Annotated in this window: 15 protein-coding genes; 11 read left to right on the top strand and 4 right to left on the bottom strand. The window is 64.1% G+C overall.

Annotated features, from left to right (window positions below):
• The first annotated feature begins 14 nt into the window (after positions 1–14).
• The 6 genes from LDB05_RS15470 to LDB05_RS15445 all read left to right on the top strand — a co-directional run bounded on the left by LDB05_RS15470 (position 15) and on the right by LDB05_RS15445 (position 5,450).
• Positions 15–1,016: an ABC transporter permease gene (locus tag LDB05_RS15470; protein ID WP_226004887.1), complete on the top strand. Its 1,002-nt coding sequence runs from the start codon at positions 15–17 to the stop codon at positions 1,014–1,016.
• 2 nt (positions 1,017–1,018) lie between these two features.
• Positions 1,019–2,050: an ABC transporter permease gene (locus LDB05_RS15465; protein WP_226004886.1), complete on the top strand. Its 1,032-nt coding sequence runs from the start codon at positions 1,019–1,021 to the stop codon at positions 2,048–2,050.
• Positions 2,051–2,052: 2 nt separating this feature from the next.
• Positions 2,053–3,207: an ABC transporter ATP-binding protein gene (locus LDB05_RS15460; RefSeq protein ID WP_226004885.1), complete on the top strand. Its 1,155-nt coding sequence runs from the start codon at positions 2,053–2,055 to the stop codon at positions 3,205–3,207.
• A complete protein-coding gene (locus LDB05_RS15455) occupies positions 3,200–4,534 on the top strand; it encodes an ABC transporter ATP-binding protein (RefSeq protein ID WP_226004884.1) in 1,335 nt (444 codons plus the stop codon). The genes LDB05_RS15460 and LDB05_RS15455 overlap by 8 nt, the downstream gene beginning before the upstream one ends.
• A gap of 176 nt (positions 4,535–4,710) precedes the next feature.
• A complete protein-coding gene (locus tag LDB05_RS15450; protein WP_226004883.1) occupies positions 4,711–4,866 on the top strand; it encodes a hypothetical protein in 156 nt (51 codons plus the stop codon).
• A gap of 425 nt (positions 4,867–5,291) precedes the next feature.
• Positions 5,292–5,450, top strand: coding sequence for a hypothetical protein (locus LDB05_RS15445; RefSeq protein ID WP_226004882.1), 159 nt, complete (start codon positions 5,292–5,294; stop codon positions 5,448–5,450).
• A 169-nt stretch (positions 5,451–5,619) separates the two neighbouring features.
• On the opposite strand, the gene LDB05_RS15440 is transcribed toward LDB05_RS15445, so the two are convergent.
• Both LDB05_RS15440 and LDB05_RS15435 read right to left on the bottom strand, forming a co-directional pair.
• Positions 5,620–6,138: a DUF7974 family protein gene (locus LDB05_RS15440; protein ID WP_226004881.1), complete on the bottom strand. Its 519-nt coding sequence runs from the start codon at positions 6,136–6,138 to the stop codon at positions 5,620–5,622.
• A gap of 82 nt (positions 6,139–6,220) precedes the next feature.
• Entirely contained in the window at positions 6,221–6,577 is a 357-nt protein-coding gene (locus LDB05_RS15435; protein WP_226004880.1) for a winged helix-turn-helix transcriptional regulator, read from the bottom strand.
• Between the two features lie 76 nt (positions 6,578–6,653).
• Here LDB05_RS15435 and merB point away from each other — a divergent pair, with 76 nt between their 5' ends.
• Positions 6,654–7,304: an organomercurial lyase gene (gene merB, locus LDB05_RS15430; protein WP_226004879.1), complete on the top strand. Its 651-nt coding sequence runs from the start codon at positions 6,654–6,656 to the stop codon at positions 7,302–7,304.
• 19 nt (positions 7,305–7,323) lie between these two features.
• On the opposite strand, the gene LDB05_RS15425 is transcribed toward merB, so the two are convergent.
• On the bottom strand, positions 7,324–7,485 hold the full coding sequence (locus tag LDB05_RS15425; RefSeq protein ID WP_226004878.1) for a DUF7556 family protein: 162 nt from the start codon (positions 7,483–7,485) through the stop codon (positions 7,324–7,326).
• Positions 7,486–7,619: 134 nt separating this feature from the next.
• Between LDB05_RS15425 and LDB05_RS15420 the strand changes: the two genes are divergently transcribed.
• Together LDB05_RS15420 and glyS are read left to right on the top strand one after the other, a co-directional pair.
• Positions 7,620–8,471 (top strand): CBS domain-containing protein, encoded by an 852-nt coding sequence (locus tag LDB05_RS15420; RefSeq protein WP_226004877.1) that lies wholly within the window; start codon positions 7,620–7,622, stop codon positions 8,469–8,471.
• Complete coding sequence (gene glyS / locus LDB05_RS15415) at positions 8,464–10,236, top strand: glycine--tRNA ligase (protein WP_226004876.1); 1,773 nt, start codon at positions 8,464–8,466, stop codon at positions 10,234–10,236. The genes LDB05_RS15420 and glyS overlap by 8 nt, the downstream gene beginning before the upstream one ends.
• Before the next feature lie 21 nt (positions 10,237–10,257).
• Here the strand turns inward: glyS and LDB05_RS15410 are convergent, their stop codons facing one another.
• Positions 10,258–11,715, bottom strand: coding sequence for a S8 family serine peptidase (locus LDB05_RS15410; RefSeq protein WP_226004875.1), 1,458 nt, complete (start codon positions 11,713–11,715; stop codon positions 10,258–10,260).
• Positions 11,716–12,130: 415 nt separating this feature from the next.
• On the opposite strand from LDB05_RS15410, the gene LDB05_RS15405 reads away from it, so the two are divergent.
• On the top strand, positions 12,131–12,721 hold the full coding sequence (locus LDB05_RS15405) for a diacylglycerol/polyprenol kinase family protein (protein ID WP_226004874.1): 591 nt from the start codon (positions 12,131–12,133) through the stop codon (positions 12,719–12,721).
• A 129-nt stretch (positions 12,722–12,850) separates the two neighbouring features.
• Positions 12,851–14,071 carry an MFS transporter gene (locus LDB05_RS15400; protein WP_226004873.1) on the top strand — a complete coding sequence of 407 codons (1,221 nt, stop codon included), beginning with the start codon at positions 12,851–12,853 and terminating at the stop codon, positions 14,069–14,071.
• The last annotated feature ends 23 nt before the right edge of the window (positions 14,072–14,094 follow it).

Here is a 14,094-nt window from a genome sequence, read left to right as displayed (position 1 = left end):
TGATTCGGAAATCAATGAAGCTACTCAAATACACGATATACAGGCTCTTGCAGGCGATTCCCGTCCTGATCGGGATCTCCGTCATCACGTTCCTGCTCGCGAACCTGGGGCCGGGCGATCCGGTCAGCCTCATGCTTCAGGGACAGGAACACAGCGAGGAGCTAGTCAGAGCGATCGAACAACGGTACGGACTCGATAGACCCCTGCACGAACGGTACATAACATACATGGGCGGGCTGCTGGAGGGTGATCTCGGCCAGAGCATCTACTATCAACGCCCGGTCAGCGCGCTGATAATGGATCGGCTCGGACCGACGCTCCTGCTCGTCCTCTCGGCGTACGCGTTCGCGCTGGTAACCGCGATTCCGCTCGGGGTCGTCGCCGCCAACAGGCGAAACGAACCGACCGATCACGCCTCGCGGGTCGCCGCGCTCTTCGGCGTCAGCACCCCATCGTTCTGGATCGGGATCGTCCTGATCCTGATTTTCGCGGTCAAACTGGGCTGGCTCCCCTCGAGCGGGCTCTACTATCCGTGGCGACCGCCCAGCTCCTATCCGGGGATCGACGGCCACCTCGAGTTGTACTATCAGTCGGCCAGACATCTGCTGTTGCCGATGATCGCGCTGGGGACCTTGCAGATGGCGACGATCATGCGCGTCGAACGCACGCAGATGATCGAGTCGCTGCAGGGAGAGTACGTCAAACTGGCCCGCGCCTACGGCGTACCCGAACGGACGATTCTTCGAAAACACGCCTTCCAGGTCGCCCAGTTGCCGATTATCACGATCGTCGGTGCGAACCTGTCGACGGCAATCGGGGGGGCGGTACTGACCGAGACGGTATTCAACATCAACGGTATGGGACAACTGTTCGTCGAAGCGATCCAACAGAACGACTACCAGCTCGTGATGGGTATCACGATGATGCTCGGCTTTCTGTTCGTGGTCGGCGTCATCATCACCGACATCTCGTATGCGTACGTCGATCCACGGGTCACCTACGGTGAGAGGGACTAATCATGGCAGTCGGTGAATCACAACTCGACAGTGGCACTGATTCGGCGGCCGCCGAGGGAGACGTCGAGGCCCGCGTCGGCTGGCGATACACGCTAGCACAGATTAAGCGGGATACGACCGCCCGCTGGGGGTTGTACGTCGTGGCGTTCGTGATAACCGTCGCGGTCTATGCGATCGTGGACAGCAACCTCTCCCTGATCACGTTCGGACAACTGCCGGACTACGCGTTCGCACAGGCGTTACCGATCTTCGATCATCCCACGCGCATCCCACCACCGGGTGAGGGCACGCAGCACATGCCACCGTACTTCCCGCTCGCCGAGCAGTCGTGGAATCCGCTGCCGGCCGGCGGGACGCTCGAGCACCCGCTGGGAACCGATCACACGGGGCGGGACTACTTCACGAGGATCGTCTACGGCACGCAGGTGTCGGTGTTCGTCGGGATCGTCTCGACGTTCATCGGGCTCTCCATCGGAACGGTTGTCGGTGCTGTCGCCGGTTACTACGGCGGCAAGACCGACGACATCCTGATGCGGGTCGTCGAGATGATTTACTCGATTCCGCCGCTGATCCTCATCATCGTCTTCACCGTCTTCGTCGGCGGGACGAGCATCTGGTACGCGGTGATCGGCGTCGGGATCACGTTCGTTCCCGTCTTCGCCCGTATCATCCGGAGCCGGGTCCTGAGCATCCGCGAGATGGACTACATCGAAGCGGCACGAGCGTCCGGCGTGAAGGACCGCAACATCATCATGCGACACGTCGTTCCGAACAGCTTCGCGCCGGTGCTTGTGTACGCGACGCTCCAGATCGGCGTGACGATCCTCGTCGTCGCCGGCCTCTCGTTCCTCGGTTACGGTGCACAGCCGCCGACCCCGGACTGGGGGCAGATGCTCAACATCTCACACGGCTACATGCACTCGAACCTCTGGCTCTCGATCTGGCCAGGACTGGCGATCATGATCACTATCATGGGCTTCAACCTGCTGGGCGACGGCCTGCAGGACGCCCTCGACCCACGGATTGACGACTAACAATGAGTTCCGAACCACTACTCCGCGTCGAGAACCTCAAGACGCAGTTCTTCACGGAAGCCGGTACAGTACGCGCCGTCGACGGGATCTCCTTCGAAGTCCGCGAGGGCGAAATCGTCGGCCTCGTCGGCGAAAGCGGCGCTGGCAAGAGCGTCGCCTCGATGAGTCTGCTACGGCTCGTCGAGAGCCCCGGCGAGATCGTCGGCGGCGAGATCACCTACAAAGGCGAGACGATCTTCGGCCTCGAGGAGGGACCCGACGGCGAACTCCGCGAGCGCGACGACATGCTGTCCAACGAGGAGATCCGGACCCGGATTCGGGGTAACGAGATCGCGGTAATCTTCCAGGATCCGATGGAGTCGCTCAATCCGGTCTTCACCGTCGGCGGGCAGCTCAGGGAGTTCATCGAACTCAACCGGGGGCTGCCGAAGGACGAGGCCAAAGCGGAGGCGATCGATATGCTCCGCGAAGTCGGTATTCCGGATCCCGAAGAGCGCTACGAGGAGTACCCCCACCAGTTCTCCGGCGGGATGCGCCAGCGCGTGCTGATCGCGATGGCGCTGGCCTGCGAGCCCAGCCTGATCATCGCCGACGAGCCGACGACGGCTCTCGACGTCACCGTCGAGGGGCAGATTCTCGACCTCGTCGACGACCTCCAGGACAAGTACGGGACGAGCTTCATCTGGGTCACCCACGATATGGGCGTCGTCGCCGAGATCTGCGATCGGGTAAACGTGATGTATCTCGGCGAAATCGTCGAGCAAGCGCCGGTGGACGACCTGTTCTACGACACCAAGCATCCGTACACGAACGCCCTACTCAATTCGATTCCCCGTCCCGATCGCACCGTCACGGAACTCGAGGCGATCGAGGGGGTGATGCCCGAAGCGATCAACCCGCCGTCAGGCTGTCGGTTCCACCCGCGCTGTCCCGACGCACGGGAGGTGTGCAAACGGGTCCACCCCGAGACGAGGACCGTCGCCGACGCAGACGGCGAGCCCCATCGCGCGGCCTGCGTGAAACACGACGCCTTCGACGCTGGCTACGAGGACAGCTCGATGCTCGAGGGAGCCGTCGGATCGACCGAACGCGAGCCGGAGTCGGAACTCACGGCGAATCCGGCGGGCGACGACAGTGGAGGTGAGGGTCGTGAGTAGCGGCATCCGACTGGACGAAGACAGCGGCTACGAATCGGACGACGCACTGCTCGAGCTCGACGGCGTCACGAAGTACTTCAATCAGGAATCGGGACTGCTGGCCGGTATGCAGTTTGAGCCGAGCCAGTTCCCGCCGATCAGCGTCGACCGGGAGACGGTGAAGGCCGTCGACGACGTCTCCCTCGAGATTCAACCCGGCGAGACGCTCGGGCTCGTCGGCGAGTCCGGCTGTGGCAAGAGTACCCTCGGTCGAACGGTCCTGCGGCTACTCGAGCCCACCGAGGGAGACATCTACTTCAAGGGGGAGAATCTGGCCGACCTCAGCGGGGAACGGCTCCGGCAGACGCGCTCGGACATGCAGATGATCTTCCAGGATCCGCAGTCCTCGCTCGACCCGCGGATGAAGGTCGGCCAGATCATCGAGGAACCGATGCGGGCCCACGACATGCTCGACGACGAGGGGCGAGAAGCTCGATCGAAAGAGCTCCTCGAGAAGGTCGGCCTCGATCCGCGCCACTACAACCGCCATCCCCACGCCTTCTCGGGCGGCCAGCGCCAGCGGATCAACCTCGCGCGGGCGCTGTCGGTCGATCCCGACTTCGTCGTCTGCGACGAACCCGTCTCCGCGCTGGACGTCTCCATCCAGGCGCAGGTGCTGAATACGATGGAGCAACTCCAGGAGGAGTTCGGCCTCACCTACCTCTTCATCGCCCACGATCTCTCGGTGATCCGCCACATCAGCGACCGCGTGGCGGTGATGTACCTCGGGAATATCGTCGAGCTCGCCGGGAAAGAAGAGCTGTTCGAGAACCCACAACACCCCTACACGCGCGCCCTGCTCGAGTCGATTCCCGTCCCCGATCCGCGGGAGAACGGTGCGCGAGGGGTGCTCGAGGGAGAGGTGCCGAGCCCGGTCGATCCACCGTCGGGCTGTCGGTTCCGGACGCGGTGTCCGCGCGTGATCGCCCCCGACGCGTACGACTGGAGGGGCGAGGAGTGGGCACAGACGCGGGCGTTCATGCGAGCGGTCAAGCGGCGGACGTTCGAACCGATGCCCGCCGACCGGATCGAAGCCGAGTTCTTCGATGGCGACCTGCCGCGGGGGGAGGCGGGATCGATCGTCGAGGAGGCGATCGAACTCCTCGCCAGCGACCGGAACGCGGGTATCGATGTGGACGACGAAACCGAGCGCTGGTCGGAGGCGACCGACCTGCTACTCGAGTCCTTCGCCGAACAGAGCATCTGCGCGCGCGAACGGCCGGCGTACGAACTCGAATCGGAGTTCGGCGATGGCGAGCACCTCGCGGCCTGTCACCTGCACCGGTAGCGATTTCGGCGCGCGCTCGACGTCGCGTCCCGGCGTTTCTGCTGGCCGATCCGAGAGGGGAAACGGCACCCAACGGGATAGTGAGACTCGTTCACTCACGTCTCGATCGGTGATCATCCAACACGGTCGATAATCGCAATAATGCTTATCCGTATGCCACGAGTATTAACTCGTGTATGAGTAAGATACTCGCCATCCTGGCAACGTACACGAACACCGCCGCGAAGGTACAGCGAACGATCGACCACTCGCCCTCGTTTTCGGGCGTCCAGACGAGCGACGACGGCCAGCCCGAGACGCGCGTTTCGCCGGGCGGGTTCCTGACCGGGTAAGCCGACAGCGAGCGACGACCGAGAACCGATCACCCGATTCGGTCTCCGTCCGACGGGGAAACGGGTTTCACGGCGAGTTGCGAACGGCGTCCGACTTTTGCGCTCCGAGAGCAGTTCATCGCCGCTCTCCCCGATATCCGCGTTCCGAGAACGTTCCGACCCCGAACTCGAGTCACATCACGGCGACTCCGACCCAGCGTACTACCCGCATCGATGATCAGTCGAAGCGGTAGTGCCTGATTTTGTATGTGTTCTGATCACCTTTCAGCCTCGATAGCACTCGTCTCCCATACGGACGTATTTCGACTCGAGGAGGTCCGAAAGACCGTTCGATCGATTCCGGAAACCGCGAGCTTTGCCGTCGAACTAACACAATCGTTCATATCGAAAACACTTATGCATGTGCCGCACTTCTTTACTCATGCATGAGTAAAATTTTCACCACCGTCACGGCAGGCACGCAGCGAATCGCAAAGGCACGACGAACGATCGCCCACTCACCCTCACTCGGGGCCGATCAGGCGACGACCGAGGACGGCCGCCCCGCAACGCGCATTCCGCCGGCCGGCTTCCTCACCGGGTGAGCGTCGAGTCGATGAACGGACTTCGTGGACGCAGACCTTTTTACCTCCCCGCCGACCGGAGTAGTCCGCTACGAGCGATTGCTCACTCGATAGAACACGGATAAGGGTTGCGTGAGGAATGGGTCCCGTCCGATCACTCGCTAGTACCGGTGACGGACCGATCCCGCCGCTACTCGAGCCTGATCGTCGTCGAATCGCTGGGCCGACTCGCCGTTTCGTCCGTCGCGACGAACGCCCGAATCTCGTACTCGCCCGGCTCGGGAACCACGGATTCGCGGCGCCCCTGGTTTCGAACCCGCTCGAGGCGGCCGTTCCACGTCACCGACAGCCGTTTCCGCTCGCCGCCGCGGAAGTCGAAGGTGGCGGGCTGTTCACGGGTGTAGAGACGCTCGTTGCTGGCCTCGAGGTGGCCGTCGATCGTCCAGCCCCAGCGGCGCTGGCGGGGCGTCGGGAGTTCGACGGGGATCGGGAGTCGATTCTTGAACGCGACGGTGATTTCGACGGGCTCGTCGCGTTCGTAGACGCCCCGATCAGTCGTGACGGATGCGGCGATCGTGCGTCGGGCAACTGCCGGAGGGATCAGCGCAGTGAAAAGGGAGACCACCGAGGGACGGGAACCGTCGGAGTCGGCCCCGAACTCGTCGTTCGAGTCGCCCTCCGCGTTGCGCTCGGGTCGGGATCCTCTCATATGCGGTACGATCGCCGGGAGTGTACTAAACCGTCCGGATAGTCGGTGAGTCGCGGGACGGCGCGTCTCGAGCCGAGCACGATCACGCGCCTCGATCGGCGGCCCACTCGAGCAGCGGTTGCAGTCGCCGGCAGAGTTCCTCGCCCTCGTCGGTGAGGTCGTACTCGACGCGGGGCGGAATCTCCGCGTACTGCTCCCGCGAGAGGTAGCCGGCGTCGACGAGGTCGTCGAGTCGACTCGAGAGCGTCGAACTGCTCACGTCCTCGAACGCGTCTTCGATCGCGCCGTACCGCGCGGGACCGATCGCACCGACGACGCAGATCAGTTGCATCGCGTACCGGCGACTGAGTAGGTCCATCAGCCCGTTTAACTGACAGTAACAGTCGACGTTGCAGGGCGAGTCGGACGGTTCGGGTCGGTCGTCGGTCGCTTCAGTCATTGCTTTCGTTCACCGCAGTTACTCCGTTACTTCGGACTCGACAGTACAAATACTTCGCGGGTCGAAGTACTGGTGCATGACGGACCGAACCTGCGAATGCTGTGGCTCAGTCGCGAACCTGCCCGCGGACGCGGAGAGTGAGAGCGAATCGACGGTCGATCGATGGCTCGGCGACGCGTCGGTCATGGAGACGTCCCTTCCGGACGACGTCCAGACCGCGATGACGACGTTCTTCGACGGCGCGTCGATCACCACGCTCGAGGAGTGGGTCGCCGAACTCCGGCGGCAAACGGGCGGTGGCTCGATTGGCATCGAGGAACTCTGTCACGCCGACGGTGAGACGGATCACTGGGGCGAACTCGACGGCACGCGTTACGATTTCCAGTGTTTCTACGACGCCGTTGCACTCGCCGAACTGGCAGCAAGGCCGGTCGAGATTCACACGCGGAGTCCTGACGGAACGGCCATCGAAGCTCGGGCAACGGGGACCGGGGACCTGACCGCGACGCCGTCGACGGCAGCCGTTTCGTTCGGCGTCACAACTGACGAATCGCTCCCTGATCGAGAGCCGACGCTCGAGGACACCTACGCGACGATCTGTCCATCCGTCAACGCGTTTCCGACGCGGGAAGCGTACGAACAGTGGGCTGCGCGGACGCAGGCGGCAACTGTCGGTATGCCCTTATCGGCCGCGACGGTCGTCGCGACCGGACTCGTCGAAGAATAGTCCTGTCTCCCACCCCCAGTTATCGCCAGGCCGGGAGCGTCGGCGCGTCGTCCGCCTGCATGGAAAGCCATGCGCCGTCCGCGGAGATGTCCGCGATGACGTACTCGTCGCTCGTGGCCGTCGAATCAATCGAACCAACGATCGTTTCGTCGGACGTCATGGCGTGGGAGTTCGTCTCCATGTGAGAGAGTGACACCCACGTGCATATAAACTCATCGAATCGGACTGTCCCGGAATGAGACTGATCGGGAATCGAACCGATAGCCGGTCCGCGAAACACTGGGTTTATACTCATTTTCGCCGTACCCTGCGGATATGAACGTAGCCGACGCGATGACGTCCCGTGACGACGTGGTAACCGCCGACCTGCCGGGGACCCGCTCGGACGTCCTCGAGTACCTACAAGAACAGTCGTTCTCGTCCGTCCCGGTCGTCAAATCGACCGACGACGGCCTCGAGTACCGCGGGCTGATCTCGCGGGAAGCGCTCATCGAGCAGCCGGACGAGGATCAGCTCGTCATGCTGATGGAAGACGTGCCGACGACGACTGCCGAGACGTCACTCGAGGACGTTGCGCGGACGATGGTCGAGGAAGGCGCACGCCGCGTTCCGGTCGTCGACGGCGAGTTCGAGGGGATCGTCACCGTGACGGACGTTATCCACGCGATTGCGGCGGGCGATCAGGAAACCGAAGGGACCGTCGAGTCCTACGCGAGCGCGGACGTGAACACGACCTACGAGGGTGCGCCGCTGCCCGTCGCCGAGCGAGAACTGTCCTACGCGAACGTCCCCTACACGATCGCACTGGACGACGACGGCCGGATGAACGGCGTGCTGACTGAGGTCGACATCCTCGAGGTCGCCCGGATCGTCGAGGGTGAGGAGGAGACGGGCGACAACTTCGGCGACCAGGACGACGACTGGTCCTGGGAGGGGATCAAGGCCGTCGGGAGCCGCTACCTTCCTACGCGGGACATCGAGATTCCGACGGGACCGGTTCGGGAATTCATGAGCGACGACGTGGTGACGGTTTCGACGCAGATGTCGATTCAGGAGGCCGCACAGCGGATGATCAGCAACGACATCGAACAGATTCCGATGGTGACGGGCGAGGAGCTCGTCGGCATCGTCCGCGACGTCGATCTCCTGGAGGCGCTCTATGAGTGACCAACAGCAGGCAGCCGAGCACGAACGCACGAGCGAGAAACTGGTCGAACTGGCGAAACGTCGGGGCTACTTCTTCCAGTCCTCGGGCGCGTACGGCGGCGTCGGCGGCTTCTACACCTTCGGTCCGCAGGGTGCGGCGCTGAAGGGCAACGTCGAAGACGCCTGGCGCGACCGGTTCGCGCTCGCGGAGGGGAACATGGAAATCGACGCACCGACCATCATGCCGGAACCCGTCTTCGAGGCGTCGGGCCACCTCGACGGCTTCGACGACATGCTCGTCGAGTGTCCCGACTGCGGCGAGAGCCACCGCGCGGACCACGTCGTCGAGGACAACACCGAGTACGAGGACGCCGAGAGCCTCCCCATTCCTGAGGTCGAGGACGTCATCGCAGAGTACGAACTCGTCTGTCCCTCCTGCGGTGCGGGACTGGCAGGCCAGGCCGTCGACGCGTTCAATCTCATGTTCGCGACGACCATCGGCCCCGGCGACTCCGACCCCGGCTACCTGCGCCCCGAGACGGCACAGGGCATCTTCGTCGAGTTCCCGCGGCTCAAGGAATACGCGCGAAACCAGCTTCCCTTCGGCGTGACCCAGATCGGACGGGCCTACCGCAACGAGATCAGTCCCCGGCGCTCGATCATCCGCACCCGGGAGTTCACGCAGGCGGAACTCGAGTACTTCATCGACCCCGAGGAGGACGAGCCGAACCTCGAGAGCGTCGCGGACGTCGAGGTGACGCTCTACCCGGCCACCGAGCAGAACGACGAAGACGGCGAGGAAATTCGGACGACGATCGGCGAGGCCGTCGACGACGGAACCATCGCCAGTCCGTGGGTCGCGTACTTCCTCGGCGTCGCGAAGCCGTGGTACGACGCCGTCGGCGTCGACATGGACCGGTTCCGGTTCCGACAGCACCTCTCGGGCGAACGCGCCCACTACGCGGCGGACTGCTGGGACGCCGAGAGCGAGATCGACGGCAATTGGATCGAGATGGCCGGCTTCGCCTACCGGAGCGATTACGACCTCTCGAAGCACGCCGAACACTCCGGCGACCGCTTTACCGTCTTCAAGCAGTACGACGAGCCGAAGACCGTCGAACGCGCGACGGTCGATCCCGACATGAGCTACCTCGGGCCGGAGTTCGGCGGCGACGCACAGGCGGTGGTGAGCGAACTCGAGGACCTCGCAGCCCGCGACCGTGCCGCGTTCGAGGGCGACGCGGTCGAAATCGATCTCGCGGGCGAGAGCCACGAGATCCCCGTCGAGAAGACCGGGTTCGCCGTCGAGGAGCAAACCGAAGCGGGCGAGCACATCACGCCGCACGTGATCGAACCCTCCTTCGGGGTCGACCGGCTGGTCTACACCGTCCTCCACCACGCCTACCGGGAGGACGAAGTCGCCGGCGAGGAACGAACCTTCCTCGAGCTCGATCCCGAGGTCGCACCCACGTTCGTCGGCGTCTTCCCCCTGCAAAACGACGACGAACTCGAGGACGCGGCGCGGGACATCGCCGCGGACCTCCGCGAAGCGGGCCTGTCGGTCACGTACGACGACTCGGGGAACATCGGCCGGCGCTACCGGCGTCAGGACGAGGTCGGTACGCCGTTCTGCGTGACGGTGGATTACGAGAGCATCGAGCAGGACGAGGGCGGCGTCACGGTCCGCGAACGCGACTCCACGGAGCAGAAGCGACTCGCGATCGACGAGCTACCCGAGACCCTGTCGGCGATTCGCGCCGGCGACGTCTCGTTCGACGAACTGTAAGGGACGCCAGGACAGTTCCGGTTAGATCTCGTTGAACACCCACTTCTGGTTGTCGCCGCCCAACCAGCCCCACTGGATCACGTCGTCGCCATCGCCCGTTCCGCCATCGATCACGTCGAGGACCCGCCCGGAGTTGACGTTCTCGATGCGGTAGGTGCCGTCGTCGTTCTCGATGACATCCCACCGCTGGTTGTCGCCGCCCCAGTAGCCCCACTGGACCACGTCGTCGCCGTCGCTCGTCCCACCATCCAGGACGTCGATCGCCTTGCCGCTGTTGACGTTCTCGATCCAGTAGGTGCCCTCCGTGATGGAGCCACCACCGCCGCCGCCGACGATATTGGCGGCGTTGACGAGGCCGTCGCCCTGGACGCTGTCGCGCAGGCCGTCGACGGGTTCGACCGTGTCCTGCAGCAGGTTCCGCAGCTGCTGAGGGTCCTGGTCGTTACCGGTGAGGTCGTTCGCGTCGGCTCCGAGACAGGCAACGCCGGCCGCGACCGGACACGCCATCGACGTGCCGGACAGTTCCTCGTACCCGCCGTTGGGTACCGTCGAGAGGACGTCGACGCCGCCGGCGCAGACGTCGACGCGCGGGCCCTCGTTCGTGAAGCTGGCCGCGTTATAGTTCTGGTCGATCGCCGCGACCGCCACGCAGTTCTCGTAGGCCGCCGGGTAGCTGACCGGGCTGCCGGAGTCGTTGCCGGCCGCCGCGATCGGCAGCGAGCCGTTGTCGTACGCGTAGTCGATGGCGTCGCGCATCAGGTTGTTCGAGCCGCCGCCGCCCAGCGACATGTTGATAACGTCGGCACCCTGGTCGGCCGACCACTGGATCGCGTCCGCGATAGCCTGGAGCGAGCCGCCGCCGCCGGAGCCGAGTGCGCGGGCCGACAGCAACTGGGCGTTCGAGGGGCCGGCGACGCCGCGGCCGTTGTCCGTCGCCGCGGCCGCACAGCCCGCGACGTGCGTGCCGTGGTTCTCCGACGCCGAGCTCGGCATCGGGTCGCCGTCGTCGTCGACGAAGTCGTAGCCGACGTTCGAGCCGAACCGATCCCGCAAGTCCGGGTGCTCGTAGTCGACGCCCTGGTCGACGATCGCGAGGAGGGCGTCCTCACCCTCGGTGGTCTCCCACGCCTCTGGCGCGTCGACCTGCTGGGGCGCGTACTGGTCCGAGAACTGCGGATCGTCGGGCTGGGCCAGCGCGTAGTAGGTCGCGTTCTCCTCGGCGTACTCGACGCCGTGCTGGCTCTCGAGCGTCGAGGCAGCGTCGTTCATCGTGCCGACTTCGGTGACCGGGATCTCGACGGTGGCGTAGCCGAGCACGTCGTTCTCGTGGACGATTTCGGCACCCGCGGGGAGCGCGGTCTCGACGGTCGACTTCACGTCGGCGAGACCGACGCCGTCCTCCGTTCCGACGATGAGTTCCTTCGTTTCGCCACTCGCGGTCGCGGAGCCAGCGCTTCCGACGCCGACGATGGCACCCATCGCGCCCACAGCCTTCAGTACGCTTCGACGGTCTGTTCTTTGCGAACGATTGTCAGGCATTCCAATTATTATCAATTACGTACTCTATTTAATCTTATTATCATATATTAAATTTTTTCCCATAGAAGTAAATTATACTGAAGTGTAAAATGGCAGAGGGAGATGGTGTGAGCAATGGGGGCAGTGACATCAAACACGAATTCGGAGTCGTAGACGCGATCGAGGGTTACTCAGGACAGAATACGACCGTTCGAGAGGAACGATCCATCCGTTCCTGAGCACTATCGACCCGAGATACTCCAGGTGCCGGATCAGAGATAGATCGGCGTCGGCGCGTTCGCCCTCTTAAATAATATATAGGTCTCCGAAGAACTAACCGACGGACTGAAGGTCACCTCTCTCGAGGCACGAAATGATGGCCGACGAACTGAAGCGGCGACTCGTCCACGCCAGCGGCTCGGGGCTGGTCGCCCTCTATCTACTCGCAAACTATCTCGAGGTCGGGCTGACGTGGCACCGATTTCGGATCCTCATGGTCGTCCTCGCGGCCGGTGCGCTCGTCCTCGAGTTCGTCCGACTCCAGATCGGACTCGACTGGCGGCTCTACGACGTGCTTACTCGGGAGTACGAGCAGGACAACCCTGCCGCCTACGCGCTGTATCTGATCAGTATGGCCGCCGTCGTGGTGGTCTTCGAACCGGATATCGCGCTTCCCGCGATGTTGATGCTCGCGCTGGGCGATCCGATCAGCGGAATGGTATCGGACAACAGTCTCCAGCGGGTCAAACCGCCGAAAGTGCTGGGGACGATGTTTCTCGTCTCGACGGTGATCGCGATCCCCTTCCTGCCGCTCGTGGCCGCGCTCGTCGCCGCAGTCGGTGCGACGATCGCGGACGGCGTGACCCTCGAGATCCGCACCTACATCATCGACGACAACCTGACGATCCCGATCTACGCCGCCTGTCTGGCGTATCTGGCGCTCCAGTTCGCGCCGCTGCCGGTATAGCTCGCGGCCGAGTGTCCGGAAGCGTTCACCAGTCGCGGTGTTCGAGCGCGTCACACCCGGCCTTGCCGATATCGGCAAGGCCGTCCAGTTCTGATCCCCTCAAGACCGTCGCCCGCGAAGGGGCAATCCGTGTCGGAGCCAGAAACGACGAATCGACGATCGAACCTGCGAGCTTTTCTGGCGGACGGCCGCGGCGGCGTTCTCGGCGCCGTCGCCGCCGGCTGGTTTCTCTCGATCGGCGTTCGCCTCGCGTACCCGGTGTTGCTCCCCTATCTCCGACGGGACTTCGGACTCGACCTGACGACCGCCGGGTTCCTGTTGACGGCTCTCTGGCTCTGCTACGCGCTGGGACAGCTCCCGGGCGGACTGCTCGCCGATCGGTTTGGGGAGGGAAACGTCCTCGTCGCGAGTACCGTGATCTCCGCGGTAACGGTTGGCCTCGTCGCCATCGCCGGCTCGGCACCGGTCGTGTACGTCGCCACGGCCGCGTTCGGCTTCGGAACGGCGCTGTACGGGGTCGCCCGGTTTACGACGCTGTCCGACACCTACCCCGACAACGACGGCACCGCGATCGGCGTGACGATGGCGGCGGGACAGGCCGGCAACACGCTCCTGCCGCTGGCCGCCGGCGCCATCGCGTCGGCGTTCGCCTGGCAGTACGGCTTCGGCCTCGCGGTACCGGCCTTCGCCGTCGTCGCCGTCGGACTCCGGCTCGTCGTCCCCGCGCGCACCTCGAGCGCCGGGAGCGCCGTCGATAGCGTCTCGCTCGAGACGGTCCGCTACGTCGGCTCGGAGCTGCACCGGCCCGAGATCGTCACCGTGACCGCGATTCAAATTCTCACGTACTGCGTCTGGCAGGCGTTTACGGGCTTCTATCCGACCTACCTGATCCAGATCAAGGACGTATCCGAGGGCATCGCGACCGGTCTGTTCAGCGCGTTTTTCGCGACTGGGATCGTCGTCCAGCCGCTGACGGGCCGGCTGTACGACCGGTTCGGGATCCGGAAATCGCTGCCGCCCGTGCTGGGTATCGTCGTGCTCTCGCTGATCGCACTCCCCTACCTCGAGGGGTTCTGGCCCATCGTCGTCGGGACCGTCTTCCTCTCGAGCATCCTCGGCTACGGGACGATCACGCTGCCGTACATGACCTCGGCGTTTCCGGCGGACATGCAGGGAACCGGACTGGGTTTCCTGCGGACCGTCTATATGACGATCGGCGCGATGAGCCCGGTCCTGTTCGGCGCGCTCGCCGATCGGGGCTACTTCGACGAGGCCTATTTCATGCTGGCCGGGTTCGTCGCCGTCGCGGTCGTGTTGACGTGGTGGCTTCCCCCACTCGACGAGCAGTAGCCGAGTCTCGAGGAAGAGGATCG

The sequence above is a fragment of the Natrinema salinisoli genome (assembly GCF_020405205.1).
In the GTDB taxonomy this organism is placed as follows: Archaea; Halobacteriota; Halobacteria; order Halobacteriales; family Natrialbaceae; genus Natrinema; species Natrinema salinisoli.
This window is presented reverse-complemented; position numbering and strand designations above follow the sequence as displayed.